The 16,559-nt window shown below is 38.1% G+C and carries 12 protein-coding genes; 10 read left to right on the top strand and 2 right to left on the bottom strand.

What is annotated here, in order from left to right:
• Positions 1-152 precede the first annotated feature (152 nt).
• The 6 genes from IGI46_RS07670 (at position 153) to glf (ending at position 6,998) form a co-directional block, all read left to right on the top strand.
• Positions 153-899 (top strand): LytR/AlgR family response regulator transcription factor, encoded by a 747-nt coding sequence (locus IGI46_RS07670; protein WP_429962746.1) that lies wholly within the window; start codon positions 153-155, stop codon positions 897-899.
• Between the two features lie 41 nt (positions 900-940).
• Positions 941-2,224: a sensor histidine kinase gene (locus IGI46_RS07675; protein ID WP_429973196.1), complete on the top strand. Its 1,284-nt coding sequence runs from the start codon at positions 941-943 to the stop codon at positions 2,222-2,224.
• 93 nt (positions 2,225-2,317) lie between these two features.
• Positions 2,318-3,184: an ABC transporter ATP-binding protein gene (locus tag IGI46_RS07680; RefSeq protein WP_207702053.1), complete on the top strand. Its 867-nt coding sequence runs from the start codon at positions 2,318-2,320 to the stop codon at positions 3,182-3,184.
• Positions 3,184-3,930 carry an ABC transporter permease gene (locus tag IGI46_RS07685; RefSeq protein ID WP_429962748.1) on the top strand — a complete coding sequence of 249 codons (747 nt, stop codon included), beginning with the start codon at positions 3,184-3,186 and terminating at the stop codon, positions 3,928-3,930. The genes IGI46_RS07680 and IGI46_RS07685 overlap by 1 nt, the downstream gene beginning before the upstream one ends.
• A gap of 436 nt (positions 3,931-4,366) precedes the next feature.
• Positions 4,367-5,830 (top strand): helix-turn-helix domain-containing protein, encoded by a 1,464-nt coding sequence (locus tag IGI46_RS07690; protein ID WP_429962749.1) that lies wholly within the window; start codon positions 4,367-4,369, stop codon positions 5,828-5,830.
• Between the two features lie 67 nt (positions 5,831-5,897).
• Entirely contained in the window at positions 5,898-6,998 is a 1,101-nt protein-coding gene (gene glf / locus IGI46_RS07695) for a UDP-galactopyranose mutase (RefSeq protein WP_429962750.1), read from the top strand.
• Between the two features lie 57 nt (positions 6,999-7,055).
• Here the strand turns inward: glf and IGI46_RS07700 are convergent, their stop codons facing one another.
• Entirely contained in the window at positions 7,056-8,360 is a 1,305-nt protein-coding gene (locus IGI46_RS07700) for a GHKL domain-containing protein (protein WP_429962751.1), read from the bottom strand.
• On the bottom strand, positions 8,361-9,068 hold the full coding sequence (locus IGI46_RS07705; protein ID WP_429962752.1) for a LytR/AlgR family response regulator transcription factor: 708 nt from the start codon (positions 9,066-9,068) through the stop codon (positions 8,361-8,363). It lies immediately after the preceding gene.
• A 206-nt stretch (positions 9,069-9,274) separates the two neighbouring features.
• Here IGI46_RS07705 and IGI46_RS07710 point away from each other — a divergent pair, with 206 nt between their 5' ends.
• From IGI46_RS07710 to IGI46_RS07725, 4 genes are all read left to right on the top strand, one after another.
• Positions 9,275-11,668, top strand: a complete 2,394-nt coding sequence (locus IGI46_RS07710) for a glycoside hydrolase family 3 C-terminal domain-containing protein (RefSeq protein WP_429962753.1) — start codon at positions 9,275-9,277, stop codon at positions 11,666-11,668.
• Positions 11,669-11,680: 12 nt separating this feature from the next.
• Entirely contained in the window at positions 11,681-12,208 is a 528-nt protein-coding gene (locus IGI46_RS07715; protein ID WP_429962754.1) for a GtrA family protein, read from the top strand.
• On the top strand, positions 12,205-13,218 hold the full coding sequence (locus IGI46_RS07720) for a glycosyltransferase family 2 protein (RefSeq protein WP_429962755.1): 1,014 nt from the start codon (positions 12,205-12,207) through the stop codon (positions 13,216-13,218). The genes IGI46_RS07715 and IGI46_RS07720 overlap by 4 nt, the downstream gene beginning before the upstream one ends.
• Before the next feature lie 228 nt (positions 13,219-13,446).
• Entirely contained in the window at positions 13,447-16,359 is a 2,913-nt protein-coding gene (locus tag IGI46_RS07725; RefSeq protein ID WP_429962756.1) for a glycoside hydrolase family 3 protein, read from the top strand.
• The last annotated feature ends 200 nt before the right edge of the window (positions 16,360-16,559 follow it).

Raw genomic sequence — 16,559 nt, forward strand, 5'->3', positions numbered from 1 at the left:
CGGCTCAAACCAGTTAAATCAAGCTAATCAGAGTTCATTTGTACTTCTGGTTAGCTTTTTTTGGTTCATTGAAACGATATTGGAAAATGGTGTGGAAACGATTAGGAAGTAATGCTAAACTGAGATATACCTTTAGTGGAAGTGGATGAAGTATGGTACCTATTTATATTTGTGACGATGTCCAAGAAACACGGGAATACCTGAAAAAGATTATTTCGAATCTCATCATGATTCATGATTATGATATGGAGATTGTTTTGGTGACTGGCGATCCTAAAGAAGTTCTTGCGCACCGCCGATCCCATGCGATGCGTTCGATTTATTTTTTTGATGTCGATTTAAAGCATGAAGAATACAACGGGTTTTCATTGGCCAAGGAAATGCGTGCACTGGATACGCGAGGGTTCCTAATCTTTATAACGACCCATGAAGAGCTGATTTTTGAAACCTTTAAATATCGTTTGGAAGCAATGAGTTATTTATATAAAGATGCTCCCGAGAAGTTAAATGGCCAATTAATGGAGTGTTTAGTAGATATCCAGCAGCTGTTAACTCAGGAGCTAGGGGATTCGCAAAGTTATTATACGGTAAAAATTGCTGATGCCAGTTATCAGCTGCCAATGGAAAGTATTTTATTCTTTGAAACCGTAGGAGCACACCGAGTGGTTCTCCATACTGAGAGCCGCTTATTAGAATTCCGAGGAGAATTAAAGAAAATTGAACAACAGCTTTCGGAGAAATTTTTGAAGATTCACCGTTCTTATTTAGTACAAAAAAGTAAGATTCAGCAGGTTAATTATTCTGATAATACCGTAATTATGGAAAATGGATCGGTTTGTCTAATGTCGCGGGCTGGTAAAAAGCTGCTGCGAAGTTATTTCGAAGGGAGTGAAGAATAATCAGCTTTTTAATGAGTATGGGAATCTTAACGTACATCTTTATGACTAATTTTATTTTAGAATACCTATTGGTTTATTTTGTATTCAAAGAAAAAAGTAAGAATCCATTTACTTGGCTGTTGTATTTGCTCATGTCTGTCCTTTTGGCATTTTTGACGTATGCGCTAGCTGATTTGCCATTAGCTGCTTACATTTTGGTTCAAGCTGGCGTGGGAACGGGTCTTTCCTTATTGCTGCATCAGTACATTTTTAAGGTGGTAGATTGGCGAATCATATTCTTTCTAGCTATTTTTATAACGTTGGTTACCTTAATCTTCAATAGTATCTACAAAGCGATTATTCTAGCGATTGCTCCTGGTACCTCTCCAGTGGTGATGAATTTTCTAGGTACAACGATCGTCTTCTGTTTCATTTTGCTGTTGTATCGGATCTTGTCCAAAACGCGCGTCTTTTTTGTATTGCGTCGCATTGTGGATTATCCGAGACTTGCTTTAATCATTGGCTTGATTGTCAGCGTTTTGAATATTTTGATCGAACTGGTTAAAATGATCTTTTTCCTAAATGATCATTCGCTACTGGTGACAGCACTTTATATTCTGAGCTACAGCATGGTGATTACAGTGTATATCTTTTTGTTGAGGGAATACCTGAGAGAGCAAAGATTGAAAGAATCTGAAGCCTTAATATTGCAGCAGCAGGCGTATCTGCAACGGTTGGAAAGTATTCAGTTGGATTTGCGAAAAATTCATCATGATTATAAAAATGTTGCTACTGGTTTATACGCGCAAGTAGAATCAGGCGATATTAAGGCAGCTCAGGAATTTATCAGTACTAAGATGCTGCAGATGGACAAAGAAATCCGGCTAGACATGCAGCAATTGAACCAGTTGGCTAACATTGAAGTAATTGAGCTGAAGACGCTGATTATGTCAAAGGTCATGCAGGCAGAAAAAATGAATGTGCAGCTGATGATTGAAGTCATGGAGCCGATAAAAAAGATTCCGATGGAAATCTCTGACCTGCTGAGATGCGGCGGTATTTTAATGGATAACGCGATTGAGGCTGCTGCTTGGGAAAAGAAGCCGCAGGTTACAATTGTCTTTCTGAAGGAGAAAGGAAAACTAACCTTTATTGTCAAAAATGTTACCAGTCAATCAATTGACCTGCAGCGTATTTGGACAGCTGGGTATTCCACAAAAGGGGACAACCGCGGTCTGGGACTAACCAATTTGAAAGAAATTACCCGTCAATATCCAGATATTTGGCTGGAGACGCGGGTTGAAAAACAAGAATTTATTCAGATGCTGACATTTAAACTAGCATAAGACAGAAGACTGCCAAAAAGGACAGTTTTCTGTCTTTTTTGGACGCAAAACGTTTTTTTATCCGATTAGTGATTATAGTTAAAGGAATAACTGATGGAGGTAAGAAAAGTGAAGGAAGAATTGTTAAAGTTAAAACACATTTCGAAAGCTTTTTCTGATAAACAAGCATTAAAAGACATTAATATGACTCTTTCTGCTGGCGAAATTCTTGGTTTTTTAGGGCCATCTGGTGCCGGAAAAACTACGACAATTAAAATTGTGACCGGACAAATGGTTCAAAGCTCTGGTGAAGCGACCATATTGGGCAGTGACACGCGAAGAATCAATGAACAAATTTATGAAAAAATCGGAATAGTGACCGATGCCAGCGGAGTATACGAAGAATTTACTGTTTATGAAAATCTGCTGTTGTTTGCTCAGCTGCTGAATGTGCCTAAGGAGCGGATTGATCATTTGCTGAAACGGGTTGGTTTGGTGGAACAGAAAAAGCAATTGGCTGGGAAGCTTTCTAAAGGCCAAGGTCAGCGGTTAATATTGGCGCGAGCAGTAATGCATCAGCCTAAGGTATTGTTTTTAGATGAACCGACCTCGGGACTTGATCCGACTACAGCTCTTGAAATTCATCGCCTGTTGCTGGAGCTTAAGAAAGACGGTATGGGTATTTTCTTGACGACACACAATATGGAAGAAGCCTCTAAGCTGTGTGACCATGTTGCGCTGTTAAATGATGGCAAAATCGTTGAGTTTGGCACGCCCCAAGAGATTTGTCTGCGCTATAATTCTAAGAAACAGTACCGTATTTTGCTAAATACAAGGGAAAAAATTACTTTAGCTCATACGGTTGAAAATACGAAAAAATTAACAGAATGGATGACGGACGATTTAGTCGAATCGATTCATTCCTGTGAACCAACGCTGGAAAATGTCTTCTTAACCGTTACAGGAAGGGAGTTGAGCTGATGAGGTTGTCCATTAAAAAAATTGGGGTATTAACTCGTTTCAAATTTAAGGAGCTGTTCCGCAACAAAACCTTTCTTATCACAGGCAGTATGGTTCCTTTATTAACCTTAATTATGCGCTTTGTTTATCAAAATATTTTAGAGGGAGCCGCGATGCCGCCGTTTATGATTGCGCTGGTATTGAATCTCGGTCTGCTAATGAATTTAACCAGTGTTTCCATGATGATGCCGGCAACGATGTTGGCTAAGGATAAGGAAAAAAACACTCTGCGGACACTGATGACCTCTTCTGTTAATGGAGCAGAATATTTTATCAGTTCTGTGCTGCCATCCTTTGTAGTCTCTTTTCTGATAAATCTTTTGGTGCTGCTGCTGAGCGGTATAAATTTAAGGGAAGTTAATATAGGTCTTTATTTACTGGTGACAGCTATTGCTGGGTTAACCAGCTGTGTATTAGGTATGCTGATCGGATTGTTTGCTAAAAATCAAATGTCCTCCAGCAATATTTGTACGATTTTTGTACTAGTATTAATGATGGTTCCGGTTTTTGGTAATATCGCTGAGAATTTTCAGAAGATTAGCGGATTTTTATATACTGGAATTGTAGGGAACTTAGTTTCATCCTTTGCTGAGGGGACCAACCAAGGATTGACCTCTCAAAGCTGGTTAGTCTTAATTGGTGAGTTGCTGATCATTTCAGTATTGTTCGTTTTAAATTATCGCAAAAACGGATTTGAACAAGAATAGTTAAGCAGGGAAAGCGGCTGGAGATAATCCAGTCGTTTTTTTATCTCAATAAAAATCCACTCATATTTTTTTGTAAAATAACTTTTAAATAAATAAAAGTAAAGAGATTGAAAGAATAAAGAAGCTGCTGCTAAGCAAAATCCACTCATTCATTTTACTTCAAAGCGATTTTCTGTGGATTGACTAAAAATGATTTTCGACTAGTCTTAAGAAAGAGAGAAAGGTGATTACTGTAGTTAATAGATAAGAATAATTCTCCACAATTATGAAAAATAGTGGAATTCCTATCATTTTTGCTATTATTTTATCTTTTTATCAGATAAACCTATCTTTTTTCTAAATATTGAAATATAACGGTCGTTTTCTTTTTTAGATTGATGCGTTGTTCTCTATACTAAGGCCTTAACAACCTGAATGAATGGAAAGGAATTAAAAATTGAAAAAGTTTTTAGATGTAAGTGTCAGGCGGAAAGTAGCGATATTGACGCTGTTAAATGATAGAGAAAAGGTTACGATTGATGAATTGAGCCAATTGTTGCAAGTAGCTAGGGGAACTGTCCTGCATTCGATTGAATCAATTCAAGAAGATTTTAATGACTGGCAGCTAAAAGAACCGGCTATAATCAAAGAGCGGGCCGATGTTTACTTACAGGCAAAGGAGAACTTTTCTCTCCATCGTATTCTGCTGAATTATTTAGATGAAAGTGTTCAGTATCAGGCGATGGTGGCGCTCTTTCACAATGGCGAAATTCGTTTAAAGGATTTCGCAGAGAGACAATTCATTTCTTATAATTCGCTTTACAAAAAAATGCAAGCATTAAATCCGACGCTTCAAGCCTTCGATTTGAACTTCAGTACGAATAGCAGCGGCCAGCTTTATGGCAGCGAGCATCAAATTCGATTCTTCTACTCAGAATTTTTCTGGCATTCCAGCAGTGGGGTCTCTTGGCCATTTCCTAAGGTGAACAAAAAAATTATTGAACGCTCCATCAAATATGTAGAAAAGGTTCGCGGTCGGCAACTGGGCATCGTAGAAAAGCAGAAGGTAGCCAATGATTTAGGTGTAATCATTACTAGAATTATGCAAAAGAATTACGTCGACTCAGTCATTTTAGAGCATGAAATGCTGCAGGACAGTTGGCATTTTCAGCAATTATACAAAAAAGTCAGACCGTTATTCCAATTGTTTTTCCGGATAAATGACCAAACGCAAATCAAAGCAGAACTGGCTTATGCTTACATATTCCTTTTTTCTCAGGAATACCATCTTTCTGATAATAACAATATTGGCGACATGCTTTTTTATTGTCAAACACATCAGCTGCGTGCTGGAACTCTGACAAATCAATGGTTATCAGAGTTTTATAAACAGTTCTCAGTTTATCCATCAGCCAAGGATTACGGTTTGCTGTATGCTAATCTGGTGCACAAGCATGTCAAGGCTCTAACCTTTCATGGTGCAGGAGTGTTGATGGAAATGGATCTCAGTGCTGCTTTATTCACCAATTCGAGTTTTGATTACAAGGTTCAGCAGATGTTTGATGAGTTGGCAGCTAAAGAACCCTCGCTGTTAAAGAATAAGACTTTTTTGTTGATGAGCTATAAATTTTTGATTAGTCAGTATATTGAAGTGGAAAAAGAAAACCAGCAGATTTCCGTGTGTATTCTTTCGGTTTTCGGAGATGAGTACATAGAAGTTATCAAGCGTAATTTAACTCAGCAATTGGCGGTCGAATTAGTAGTCACCAATACGGTTGGAAAGGATACTTGCTTGGTAATTGCCGACCGAATTTATGAAAACCTGAACTTTGATTCGGATAAAATTCTCTATTGGGAAATTTTCCCCACAAAAAAATCCATTCAACGTGTGCAGTTGTACATCAATCATCACTTTGGATAAAAACTATAGAAAATCATACTGAATTGTGATAGGTTGTTTAGTGATTATGATTTGGGGAGGAAAAGTGATGACAAACTATTTAGTCGTTGGCAGCGGTTTGTTCGGTGCGGTTTTTGCCAGTCAAATGGCAGCCAAGGGTCACAAGGTAACCGTACTGGAAAAGCGCGAACATATTGCTGGAAATATTTACACCAAGGAAACAGCGGGTGTGCAGGTTCATCAATATGGCGCGCATATCTTCCATACATCCAATAAAAGAATTTGGGAGTTCGTTAATCAGTACGCAGAATTTAATCGATTTACCAATGCACCCGTTGCATTGAGTAAAGGTAAGCTGTACAATCTCCCCTTCAATATGAATACCTTCTATGCTTTATGGGGATTAAAAACACCAAAGGAAGTAAAAGAAAAAATTGCTCAGCAAAGTCGCCTTCCTCATAATAAGGAGCCGGAAAACCTTGAGGAACAGGCTATTTCGTTGGTTGGCAGCGACATATATGAAACCTTGATTAAGGAATATACGGAAAAACAATGGGGGAAACCTTGTTCAGAGCTGCCCGCTTTTATTATTCGGCGCCTTCCTGTGCGTTTGACCTTCGACAATAATTATTTCAATGATCTGTATCAAGGAATTCCTATAGGTGGATATACTCAGATTATTGAAAAAATGCTAGATCATCCGAATATCCAACTGCACCTAAGTACCGACTTTATGAAAAACAAAGAAAAATGGTTGGCAGGTTACGAAAAGATTATTTATACCGGCATGATTGATGAGTATTACAATTATTGTTATGGGGAACTAGAGTACCGTTCTCTAACCTTTGAACATGAAATACTGGAAACTGACAATTTCCAAGGAAATGCTGTAGTAAATTATATTGATAAGACAGTACCATACACCCGTATCATTGAGCATAAACATTTTGAGTTTGGCACACAGGAACGAACGATTATTACCAAGGAGTATCCAAAAACTTGGAAAAAAGGTTATGAACCCTATTATCCTGTGAACAATGACAAAAATCAGCAAACTTATCAACGCTATAAACGATTAGCAGATCAGGATGAACAGGTGATTTTTGGCGGACGTTTGGGGATGTACCGCTATTTTGATATGCATCAGGTAATTGATGAAGCACTCAGCCTTGCCTCAAAAGAGTCCTAAAAGAAATGCATTAATAAGAGCAGTCAGCAGATTTTTTCCTGCTGACTGCTCTTATTATTAGGAGATTGGCAACAATACTTTCAAGGAGAACCAATTGTTTTCATGGCTAATGGTCATTGTTCCATCGTATTTATTAACGATATAGGAAATACTCTTTAACCCATATCCATGGGACTCTTTATCATCCTTTGTTGTTTGGGGCAGGCCATCTTCGAAAGACAACCGATCTTCACTGTAATTGTTTAGTAAGAACAGCACGAAGCCAGCCTTTTTTTCCACTCGTAGGTTGATCAATCGTTTGTCGGTATCACTATTTTTTAAGGTGGATTCAATTGCGTTGTCTAAAGCATTCCCCAGTAAACTGCATAGATCCATAACTTCGATAAAATCCAATAATTTTCCATCTACGATACAAGTAAAGGTAATTTTATTTTGAATGCAAAAGCTGTTTTTTCGAGTTAAAATGACATCCATGATAGCATTTCCCGTTTTTACGGTAGCTTGGTATTGAGTGATGTCTTTTTTTAATTGATTAACATATTCTTTTCTCTTAGCAGGCTCTGACTCCATTTCAATAATATCCAGCTGATGCTTTAGATCATGAAATTTCTGACTGACCAAAGCATTACTCTCTTTAAACGCTTCGTATTGTTCATATTGCGACTGCAGGACATTGTTAATGGAGGAAAGCTCGCTTCGTAAATAGATGTCGTACCGCATTCCTTCCTGAATATAGAGAATCAGTAATCCACATAAGTTAATGAAGGTCCGAAAGATAAAAATGGACTGTCCATCACCAGCAACTAAAAATGTTTGTGAAAACATAAACCCCATATTGCTGACAGTAAAGATGATAATTGCGGAAAGAGCTGCGATGACAACCTCTCTTTTTTTAATATTCTTTAAGACAACCTGGTGAGGACTGCGCTTTTCAAAGATGTAATAGAACAAGGAAAAAATTATGTACATCATAAGCATAAATACTAACGGAACAGCAAAATGCTTCGTTGACCTCAGAAAGAGAACGCAAAACAACTGCCAAGAGACCGAGGCAATAAACTCAGCAAAGATGAAGGCTTTGCACAAATTATAAAAATAGCTGAATTGTGAAATGTCTACAGCAAGATAAAGAGTCAAAAGCATCCACAATACATTTAAAATCATTCCAGGGATCCAAAACAGCAACGGCCAAGTGCCGACCAATAATTGTAAGATAATTTGACCAATTCCCATGAACGGCAAAACAATCAATGCGCTGCTTTTCCAGGTTTGTTTATCAAATTGAAGTATCACAAATATGCAAGCGATCCACTCAGCGAGGGCTGTGTAAAAACGAGGAATATTCGGCAGCAGTTCGTTCAACTAGATTCCCCCACTTCCCAAATAATTCGTTAAAGCAGCCATGAAATCCTTCTTTCGAGGGCGACTAATCCGCAAATCAAACCTGCCGACATGGACAGTACTTCCATCAACAGCTTTGACATGCTTTAAATTGACTAAATAACAATTATTACAACGGAAGAAATGTTTCGGTTTTAATTCGCTTTCAATATTCTTCATGGAGCCAAGAAAGGAATATACTTGATCATTGGTGTAAAAATATAAATAGTGCCCCTCACATTCCACATATATTAAATCCTCTAGCAAAATTTTTCGTATACCAGAATTTGTTTTAATAGTTATGGTCTGATCGGTAGTATTCGATAATTTTTTGACTATTTTTTTGAAATGTTCACTGAAATTAAAATAAGTTAAGGGTTTTAATAAAAAGTCATCCGCATTCACTGCGTAACCATCAATGGCAAATTGTACATAATTTGTCAGAAATACAATGATGACATTAGGATCCATTGCTCGAATTTTTTTAGCGGAAGTCATACCATCCATTATTGGCATTTCTACATCAAAATAAATAACATCAAAATCCCCCTTATATTTTTCAACAATATCAATTCCGTCATTAAAAGATGTGATACTAACTGGCAAGCTGTTTTCAGCTGTGTATCGATTAACCAGCGATATAAAGCAATTCTGTTGCTGAATGTCATCTTCTACGATGGCAATTTTCATAAGAACGAACCTCCCCAAAAAATTCAATCTACTCTCATTTATTATAATTAATGTTGATTCTAAAGCAAGGTTGTTTTTGTGAACCCATCGTTTTAGGCTTTGAAAAAACAGGTTATGAATAAAAATTGTCAAAGTATGAATGAACTATTTGTTACCGTTTACTTTGATGATAAATTGATTTCATAAATTGAAAAAAGGTGAGTAAGATGCTGAAGAATAAAAAAATTATTGAAAATCTCACGTTAGAGCAAAAAGCTTCGCTAATGTCAGGCAAGAATACGTGGGAATCCCAAGATATTCCAGAGAAGATACCAGCAATATTCATGTCTGATGGTCCTCATGGCTTGAGAAAACAGGTCGGAGAAGCGGATCATTTAGGATTAAATGCAAGTCTGCCTGCCACATGTTTTCCTACAGCAGCCACCTTGGCCAACAGCTGGGATGAAGATTTAGTTTATCAAGTAGGTACATGTATTGGTGAAGAAGCGAAGGCTCTAAATGTCAATGTCGTTCTGGGACCTGGATTAAATATCAAGCGAAACCCCAAATGCGGCAGAAACTTTGAATATTATAGTGAAGATCCTTATTTAGCAGGAAAACTTGCTGCATCAAGCATTAGAGGGATTCAAGCTAATGGAACAATCGCTAGTCCAAAGCATTTTGCAGTTAACAGCCAGGAATACCGACGGATGGCTTCGGATTCGATTGTGGATGAACGAACGTTAAGAGAAATCTACACAACCAATTTTGAAATCGCTGTAAAAGAAGGTCAGCCTAAATCCATTATGTCTTCCTACAACTTAGTGAATGGGAACTATGCCAATGAAGATTCTTACCTGCTTAGAGACCTGTTGAAGGAGGAATGGGGATTCGACGGCTTTGTTGTTTCTGACTGGGGTGGGGACAACGATCATACAGCTGGTGTTAAAAATGGCAGCCATTTAGCAATGCCGACATTAGGGAAAAACGGTACCTTAGAGCTGGTTAACGCAGTGGAAAATGGAGAACTTGAAGAAGCTGTATTGGATCAACGAGTGGATGAATTTTTATCGGTTGTTCAAGCAGTTGATTTTTCACCAGTTGATGGAACGATCGATTGGCAGAAGCATCACGAAGTAGCAAAGAAAGCAGCAATGGAGAGCATTGTTATGCTGAAAAATGAAGCGAACATCTTGCCATTGACCTCAGAAAAAAAGGTTGCTGTCATTGGAGACTTCGCTCAAACTCCCCGCTACCAAGGTGCAGGTTCATCAGTAGTGAACGCAAAGAATTTGGAAACGACTTTAGACGTTATTGGAGAGTATCCTCTGACTGTCGTCGGTTTTGCAAAAGGGTATGAACGCGGTGGAAAAAGCAATGACCAATTAGTGAATGAAGCCCTTGAGTTAGCAAAAAAGAGTGATGTAATTTTGCTTTATGCAGGACTGGATGAAATTTTAGAAAGCGAAGGAATGGATCGGACAACGATTGACATGCCAAAAAACCAATTGGCATTAATTCAAGAATTAGCAGCGGCAAAGAAACCAATTGTAGTAGTTTTGTCAGCAGGCTCTGTTGTTGAATGCTCATGGGAAAAAGAAGTACAAGGTATTTTGCATGGGTATCTTGGTGGCGAGGCTGGGGCCAGTGCAATGTTGGAAGTCATCTGCGGGCATCACAACCCTAGCGGAAAACTCAATGAAACGTATCCAATTTCCTACCAGGATGTGCCTTTTGGTAAGGAGTTTCCAGCTAAGGGGCGATACGTCTACTACAAAGAAGGACTGTATGTTGGGTATCGTTATTATGATAAGGCTCAAAAAGCTGTTCGTTATCCTTTTGGCTATGGTTTAAGCTACTCGAGTTTTCAATACAGTGAACTAATGATCACCAACTCAGGTGTTCAGGCAGTGATAACCAATGTTGGTGAGCAGGCTGGTTCAGAAATTGTTCAATTATATATCGGCAAGTCTTCTTCACCTTTAGTGAGACCCACGAAGGAGTTAAAGGGATTCGTCAAAGTATTTCTACAGCCTGGAGAAAGTAAAATGATTGAACTCGCATTCGATGATAAGAGTTTTCGCTATTATGACGTTGAGAGTAGATCTTGGAAAACGGAATCTGGTGAATACAACATTATGTTAGCGAGTTCAGTCAAAGATATCCGCTTAGAAGGAAAACTACTGATCACAGGAACAGAACCTGAAGATTATGTCGTGTTGCCAAATTATCAAGCAGCGAAACTTGAAGAGGTTACTTTGGCTGATTTTGAGAAATTATATGGGCAAAAGGTTCCTCAGGAAGAAACCAGCGGTCAGCATCTGTTGAATCGGACAAGTATTATTGACGAGATGAATCAAGCGAAGAATCCATTGGCTCGTTTTGTTCATCGGATTATCCGTGCTCTGCTTAAAAGAAGCGAAAAAAAGGGCAAACCGGATCTGAATTTACTATTTATTTCTAATATGCCTTTTAGAGCAATTGCTAAAATGACAAACGGAATGGTTAGTCTAGCCATGGTTGATGAAATGCTGGTTATGGTAAATGGTCACTTTTTCAAGGGCTTTGCTGGTTTAACTAAGCAATTTTTTCAAAATCGTAAGCTTCAAAAAGCAAAGTAGAGGAGGAAGCGCATGAAGCAAAGTCAATCAGGCAACAAACTGGTACAAATTATCAAGAATTTTAAATATGAACATCCAGATGTTTATGAATTTATTTTGTTCAATATTATGAGTAATGTAGCGACGATAACCAACTTCTTAGTGTTATGGATTGGCACAGGGATTGTTTTCTCAGGATTAAGCACTATCCCATTTAACTGGTTTATCTTTAATTACGGAACCGAACAAGGAGGCTTGGGAGGATTTCTAAGTTTTCTAGTTGCCTACATCTGTGCGCAAATCGTTAATTTTATCGTTCAACGAAAGGTAGTATTTTCCGCCACTGTGGATGTGAAAAAAGTATTGCCTTGGTATATCGCCACAGTTACAGTAGCTGGACTTATCTCAGTATGGCTGCCGCCATATATTATCGCTCGGCTGTCACCTTATATCGGAAACTTTGCACCGACTGTCGCAAATATTGTGAACATCGTCATTCAAGTTCTGATAAACTATCCAATGATGAAATTCAAAATAATGAAGAAAGAAAACGAATCATGAAAATACTTAGTCTAATTGTTCCCTGCTACAATTCAGCAGATTATATGGAACGTTGCATTAATTCTTTATTACTAGGAAAAGAAGCAGTTGAGATTATCATTGTCGACGATGGGTCTAGAGACCGTACAGCAGAAATTGCTGATCATTATGCCAATTACTTCCCAGAAATCATCAAGACGATTCATCAGGAAAATGGTGGGCACGGTCAAGCGATCAATACGGGAATGGAACATGTAACAGGTCACTACGTAAAGGTAGTGGACAGTGATGATTGGTTAGAAGCCAATGCTTATCAACAAGTTTTGCAAAAGCTAACAGACACCATTCAAAATAATTCGCCGATTGATATGCTTATCAGTAATTATGTTTACGAAAAGCAAGGGGCAAAGAACAAGAAAATTATCTCTTATGAATCTTTTTTACCAGTCGATCAGGTTTTTTCTTGGGAAGATGTTCGTTTTCCACTGGGGAAATATTTACTGATGCATTCGGTCATTTATCGTTCGAATATTTTAAAGGAATTGTCTTTGAATTTGCCTCAGCATACTTTCTATGTAGATAACCTGTATATTTTTCAGCCATTGCCACTAGTAAAGAATATGCATTATTTAAATGTGAACCTATATCGCTATTTTATCGGCAGAGAGGATCAATCCGTTAATGAACAAGTAATGATTAAACGAATTGATCAGCAATTAGCTGTCAATAAGCGAATGGTCACTTTCTATTCAGATGCACAGGTAGAAGACGAAAGTCTATTGAAATATATGCAACGCTATGTCGAAATTATCACAACGGTTTCCTCGATTTTTTTAATCAAAGAGGGATCATCAGACAGTATGCATAAAAAGCAAGAATTATGGGAATTTATTAGAAAAAGCGATCCAGTTCTATACAGAAGATTGCGAAGAGGATTGTTTGGTCTAGGTGTAAATCTTCCAGGAAAGCTGGGAAGGAAAACGGCGATTGGAGCCTATCAAATTGCCAAACGATTTTACGGTTTTAATTAAGATTCGCTACTTGTTTTCAGTTGCTTGCCAGTGGGTGAACGCAAGTTATGAATAAATAGCAACAAGATATGAATGAGCTGTTTTATTGTTCAATTCCGTTGCTATACTATGCCTTGTAAAGGGTTACATGTGCTTTTTCTACTGAGACAAACCGGTGTGTCTTGGTGGGAAAAGCGAATGGGTATCGGCTTTGCAAGCTAATTTTCACAATATGGAAGGGGATACAAATTGAAAAAGTATCGTAAAATACTAATACCTGTGGTGGTTGTTTTAGCAATTGCAGGTTTTGCTGCATTTTATTTAAACAAATTGAGTCAAGACGGTGTGCTGAACATGGAGGATGTTTATGCCACTATTAAAAAAGTTTCTGTCTACTTCATTCCTGCTGTTGTTTTATTAGTACTTATAATTATCGCTTTAATTGTCTTTAGAAATAAAGAGTGGAAATTTAAATTCTGGCTCAAAGGTGAATCGATCGTAGTCATGCTAATCGCAATTATGATTACTGTAAACACGATTGTTTTTGGTCCAATGTCTAACTTGTTTAACTTGAATTATGCGAGTTTAGAAAACGTTAGTGCAGCTACTTTGAACAAAAATGGCGAACTAACAGAAGAAATTGCCAATGAGGGAACGGTCCTGTTAAAAAATACGGATAATTATCTTCCCTTGGCTGAAGGAAATAAGAAACTAAATGTTTTTGGCTGGGCATCTACCAATCCTGTATATGGTGGTACTGGCTCTGGAAATGTTGACACGAGTAATGCTACCACTATTTTGAGTGGTCTGCAGGATGCAGGTTTTGCTTTGAATGATCAGCTGTCTGATTTTTATACGGATTATCGTAAGGATCGCCCGGTAGTTGGTATGTGGGAGCAGGACTGGACCTTAGTTGAACCTAAGAGAAGTGATTATTCTGATCAATTAGTTGATGATGCCAAAGATTTCTCAGACACAGCCTTGATTGTCATTTCTCGTGTAGGTGGAGAGGGAGCTGATTTGCCAACTGATATGAAGTCTAAGGACATTACCTACAAAGGAAATGAAGGAGATTTCGAGGCTGGCGATCATTATCTAGAGTTAACGAAAACTGAAAAAGATATGGTGGATTTAGTCACTGAGAATTTCAAAGATGTTGTCGTATTAATTAATTCATCGAATGCTATGGAACTTGGCTGGTTGAATGATTATGAAAACATCAAGAGTGCTTTATGGATGGCTGGACCTGGTGCTACTGGGTTTTCAGCATTAGGAAATGTTTTAAATGGATCGGTTAATCCATCCGGAAAGACAGTTGATACCTTTGTATACGATCTTAAGGAGACACCAACTTGGAACAACTTTGGCGATTTCTCTTACGATGATAGTAAATATAAATTTGTAGATTATGTGGAGAATATTTATGTAGGCTACAAGTTTTACGAAACCTACTACCAAGACAATCAAGAAGGGTATTCAAAAGCCGTTCAGTATCCATTAGGTTATGGTCTGAGTTACACCAACTTTGAACAAACGATGGGAGATTTACAAACAAAAAGTGATGGAACCATTGAATTTGATGTAACTGTCCGAAATACTGGGGATGTAGCGGGAAAAGATGTTGTTCAAGCTTACTTTACGCCACCCTATAAAAACGGGGGGATCGAAAAAGCTGCAGCGAATCTGTTAGTGTTTGAAAAAACAAAAGAATTGAAACCCGGAGAAAGCCAAACATTAAAAGTGTCCTTTAATCAGGAGGATATGGCTTCATTTGATAATCAAACGGCTAAATCTTATGTTTTGGAAGAAGGAGAGTACACAATTGCTCTAAAAGCTAATTCTCATGACACATTGGATAGCAAACCCTACACGTTGGGACGAACGATCACTTACAATGGTGAGAATAAACGTAGTACTGATGAAGTAACAGCAGAAAATCAATTTACGGATTTTGCTACAGGTGAAGTAGAATATCTGAGTCGTAAAGACAATTTTACAAACTACGAAGCAACTACTGCTGAACCTAAGAGCCGTCCATTGACTGACTTAGAAAAAGATGGTTTAACGAACGCAGAAGATTATAAAATTGAGAATGATGCCAAAGACAAAATGCCTAAAACAGGTGTATCGAATGGCATGGAATTAAATGATTTAGCCGGCTTGGATTATGAAGACAAAAAATGGGATAAGCTGCTGGATCAAATGACTGTGAAAGACATGAGCAACTTAATTACCTATGGTGGGTATCAAACGGTTGCAGCAAAATCTGTTGGTAAATTGCAAACCTACGACTTTGATGGCCCAGCCGGAATCAGCAGCTTCTTTGTTCAAGCTAAGGGAACAGCTTTTCCTACTGCAACAATGATTGCTGCAACTTGGAATGAAAAATTAGCTGAGGATCGCGGCGAAGCTGTGGGTGAAGAAGCAGCCGAAATTGGAATTTCTGGCTGGTATGGTCCCGCAATGAATATTCATAGAAGCGCCTTTTCTGGTCGGAACTTTGAATATTATTCAGAGGATGGAGTACTTTCAGGTGTAATGGCAGCTAATGAAATCGCTGGAGCAAAATCAAAAGGTGTCTATTCATACATGAAACACTTTGCCTTGAATGATCAAGAAACAAATCGGACTGATTTGCTATTGACTTGGTCTACCGAACAAGCGATTCGGGAAGTTTACTTAAAACCATTCGAAATGGCGGTTAAGGATGGCGGTGCAAATGCTGCTATGTCAGCCTTCAACTATATTGGGAATCAATGGGCAGGCGGATGTTCAACCTTATTAAATACGGTATTGCGAGACGAGTGGGGATTTGATGGATTTGTTTTAACGGATTACTTTGGTGGTTATGGCTACATGGATGCTGATAAAGCAATTCGAAGCGGAAACGATATGATGTTATCAACCACTGGCGAAACGGGTGCAGGACTTGACGACACCGAAAGTGCAACAACGGTTAAAGCAATGAGAACAGCAGCTCATAACATTTTGTACACAGTTGTTAACAGTCGTGAATACGAGAATTATGATTCTGCATCTCAATGGATGCCTTGGCAGCAAAAAGCAATTAAAATTGATATTGCCGTAGGCGTAGTCATCCTAGCGATACAAGGGTTGATTATCTACTTGTATAGAAAAAAATCACGCAGTAATCATCAATAAAAGCAGAACCAAAACAGAAAACAAATTACCGGAGGATTTAAGTTCACTCTTAGGAGGGATAAAAGTCCTCCGGTTTTATTTTCCAAAAGTTACATACGGATTATGGAGCTATTTGAACAAAAAGCAACAGATCGACTAATGCTGGAACCATAAACGGTTTTCAGCTCAAATCTTTTGTCAAAAAAACGCAAAAAGGTATT

Origin of the sequence: Enterococcus sp. AZ163 (assembly GCF_050498925.1) — a bacterium.
In the GTDB taxonomy this organism is placed as follows: domain Bacteria; phylum Bacillota; class Bacilli; order Lactobacillales; family Enterococcaceae; genus Enterococcus_A; species Enterococcus_A ferrettii.

Bases quoted from the DNA above. Each gene is read 5' to 3' on its own strand.
- IGI46_RS07680 (WP_207702053.1), top strand. From the start codon at position 2,318: ATGGAGGTAAGAAAAGTGAAGGAAGAATTGTTAAAGTTAAAACACATT.
- IGI46_RS07715 (WP_429962754.1), top strand. From the start codon at position 11,681: ATGAAGCAAAGTCAATCAGGCAACAAACTGGTACAAATTATCAAGAAT.
- IGI46_RS07720 (WP_429962755.1), top strand. From the start codon at position 12,205: ATGAAAATACTTAGTCTAATTGTTCCCTGCTACAATTCAGCAGATTAT.
- IGI46_RS07685 (WP_429962748.1), top strand. From the start codon at position 3,184: ATGAGGTTGTCCATTAAAAAAATTGGGGTATTAACTCGTTTCAAATTT.
- IGI46_RS07670 (WP_429962746.1), top strand. From the start codon at position 153: ATGGTACCTATTTATATTTGTGACGATGTCCAAGAAACACGGGAATAC.
- IGI46_RS07705 (WP_429962752.1), bottom strand. From the start codon at position 9,068: ATGAAAATTGCCATCGTAGAAGATGACATTCAGCAACAGAATTGCTTT.
- IGI46_RS07675 (WP_429973196.1), top strand. From the start codon at position 941: ATGACTAATTTTATTTTAGAATACCTATTGGTTTATTTTGTATTCAAA.
- glf (WP_429962750.1), top strand. From the start codon at position 5,898: ATGACAAACTATTTAGTCGTTGGCAGCGGTTTGTTCGGTGCGGTTTTT.
- IGI46_RS07710 (WP_429962753.1), top strand. From the start codon at position 9,275: ATGCTGAAGAATAAAAAAATTATTGAAAATCTCACGTTAGAGCAAAAA.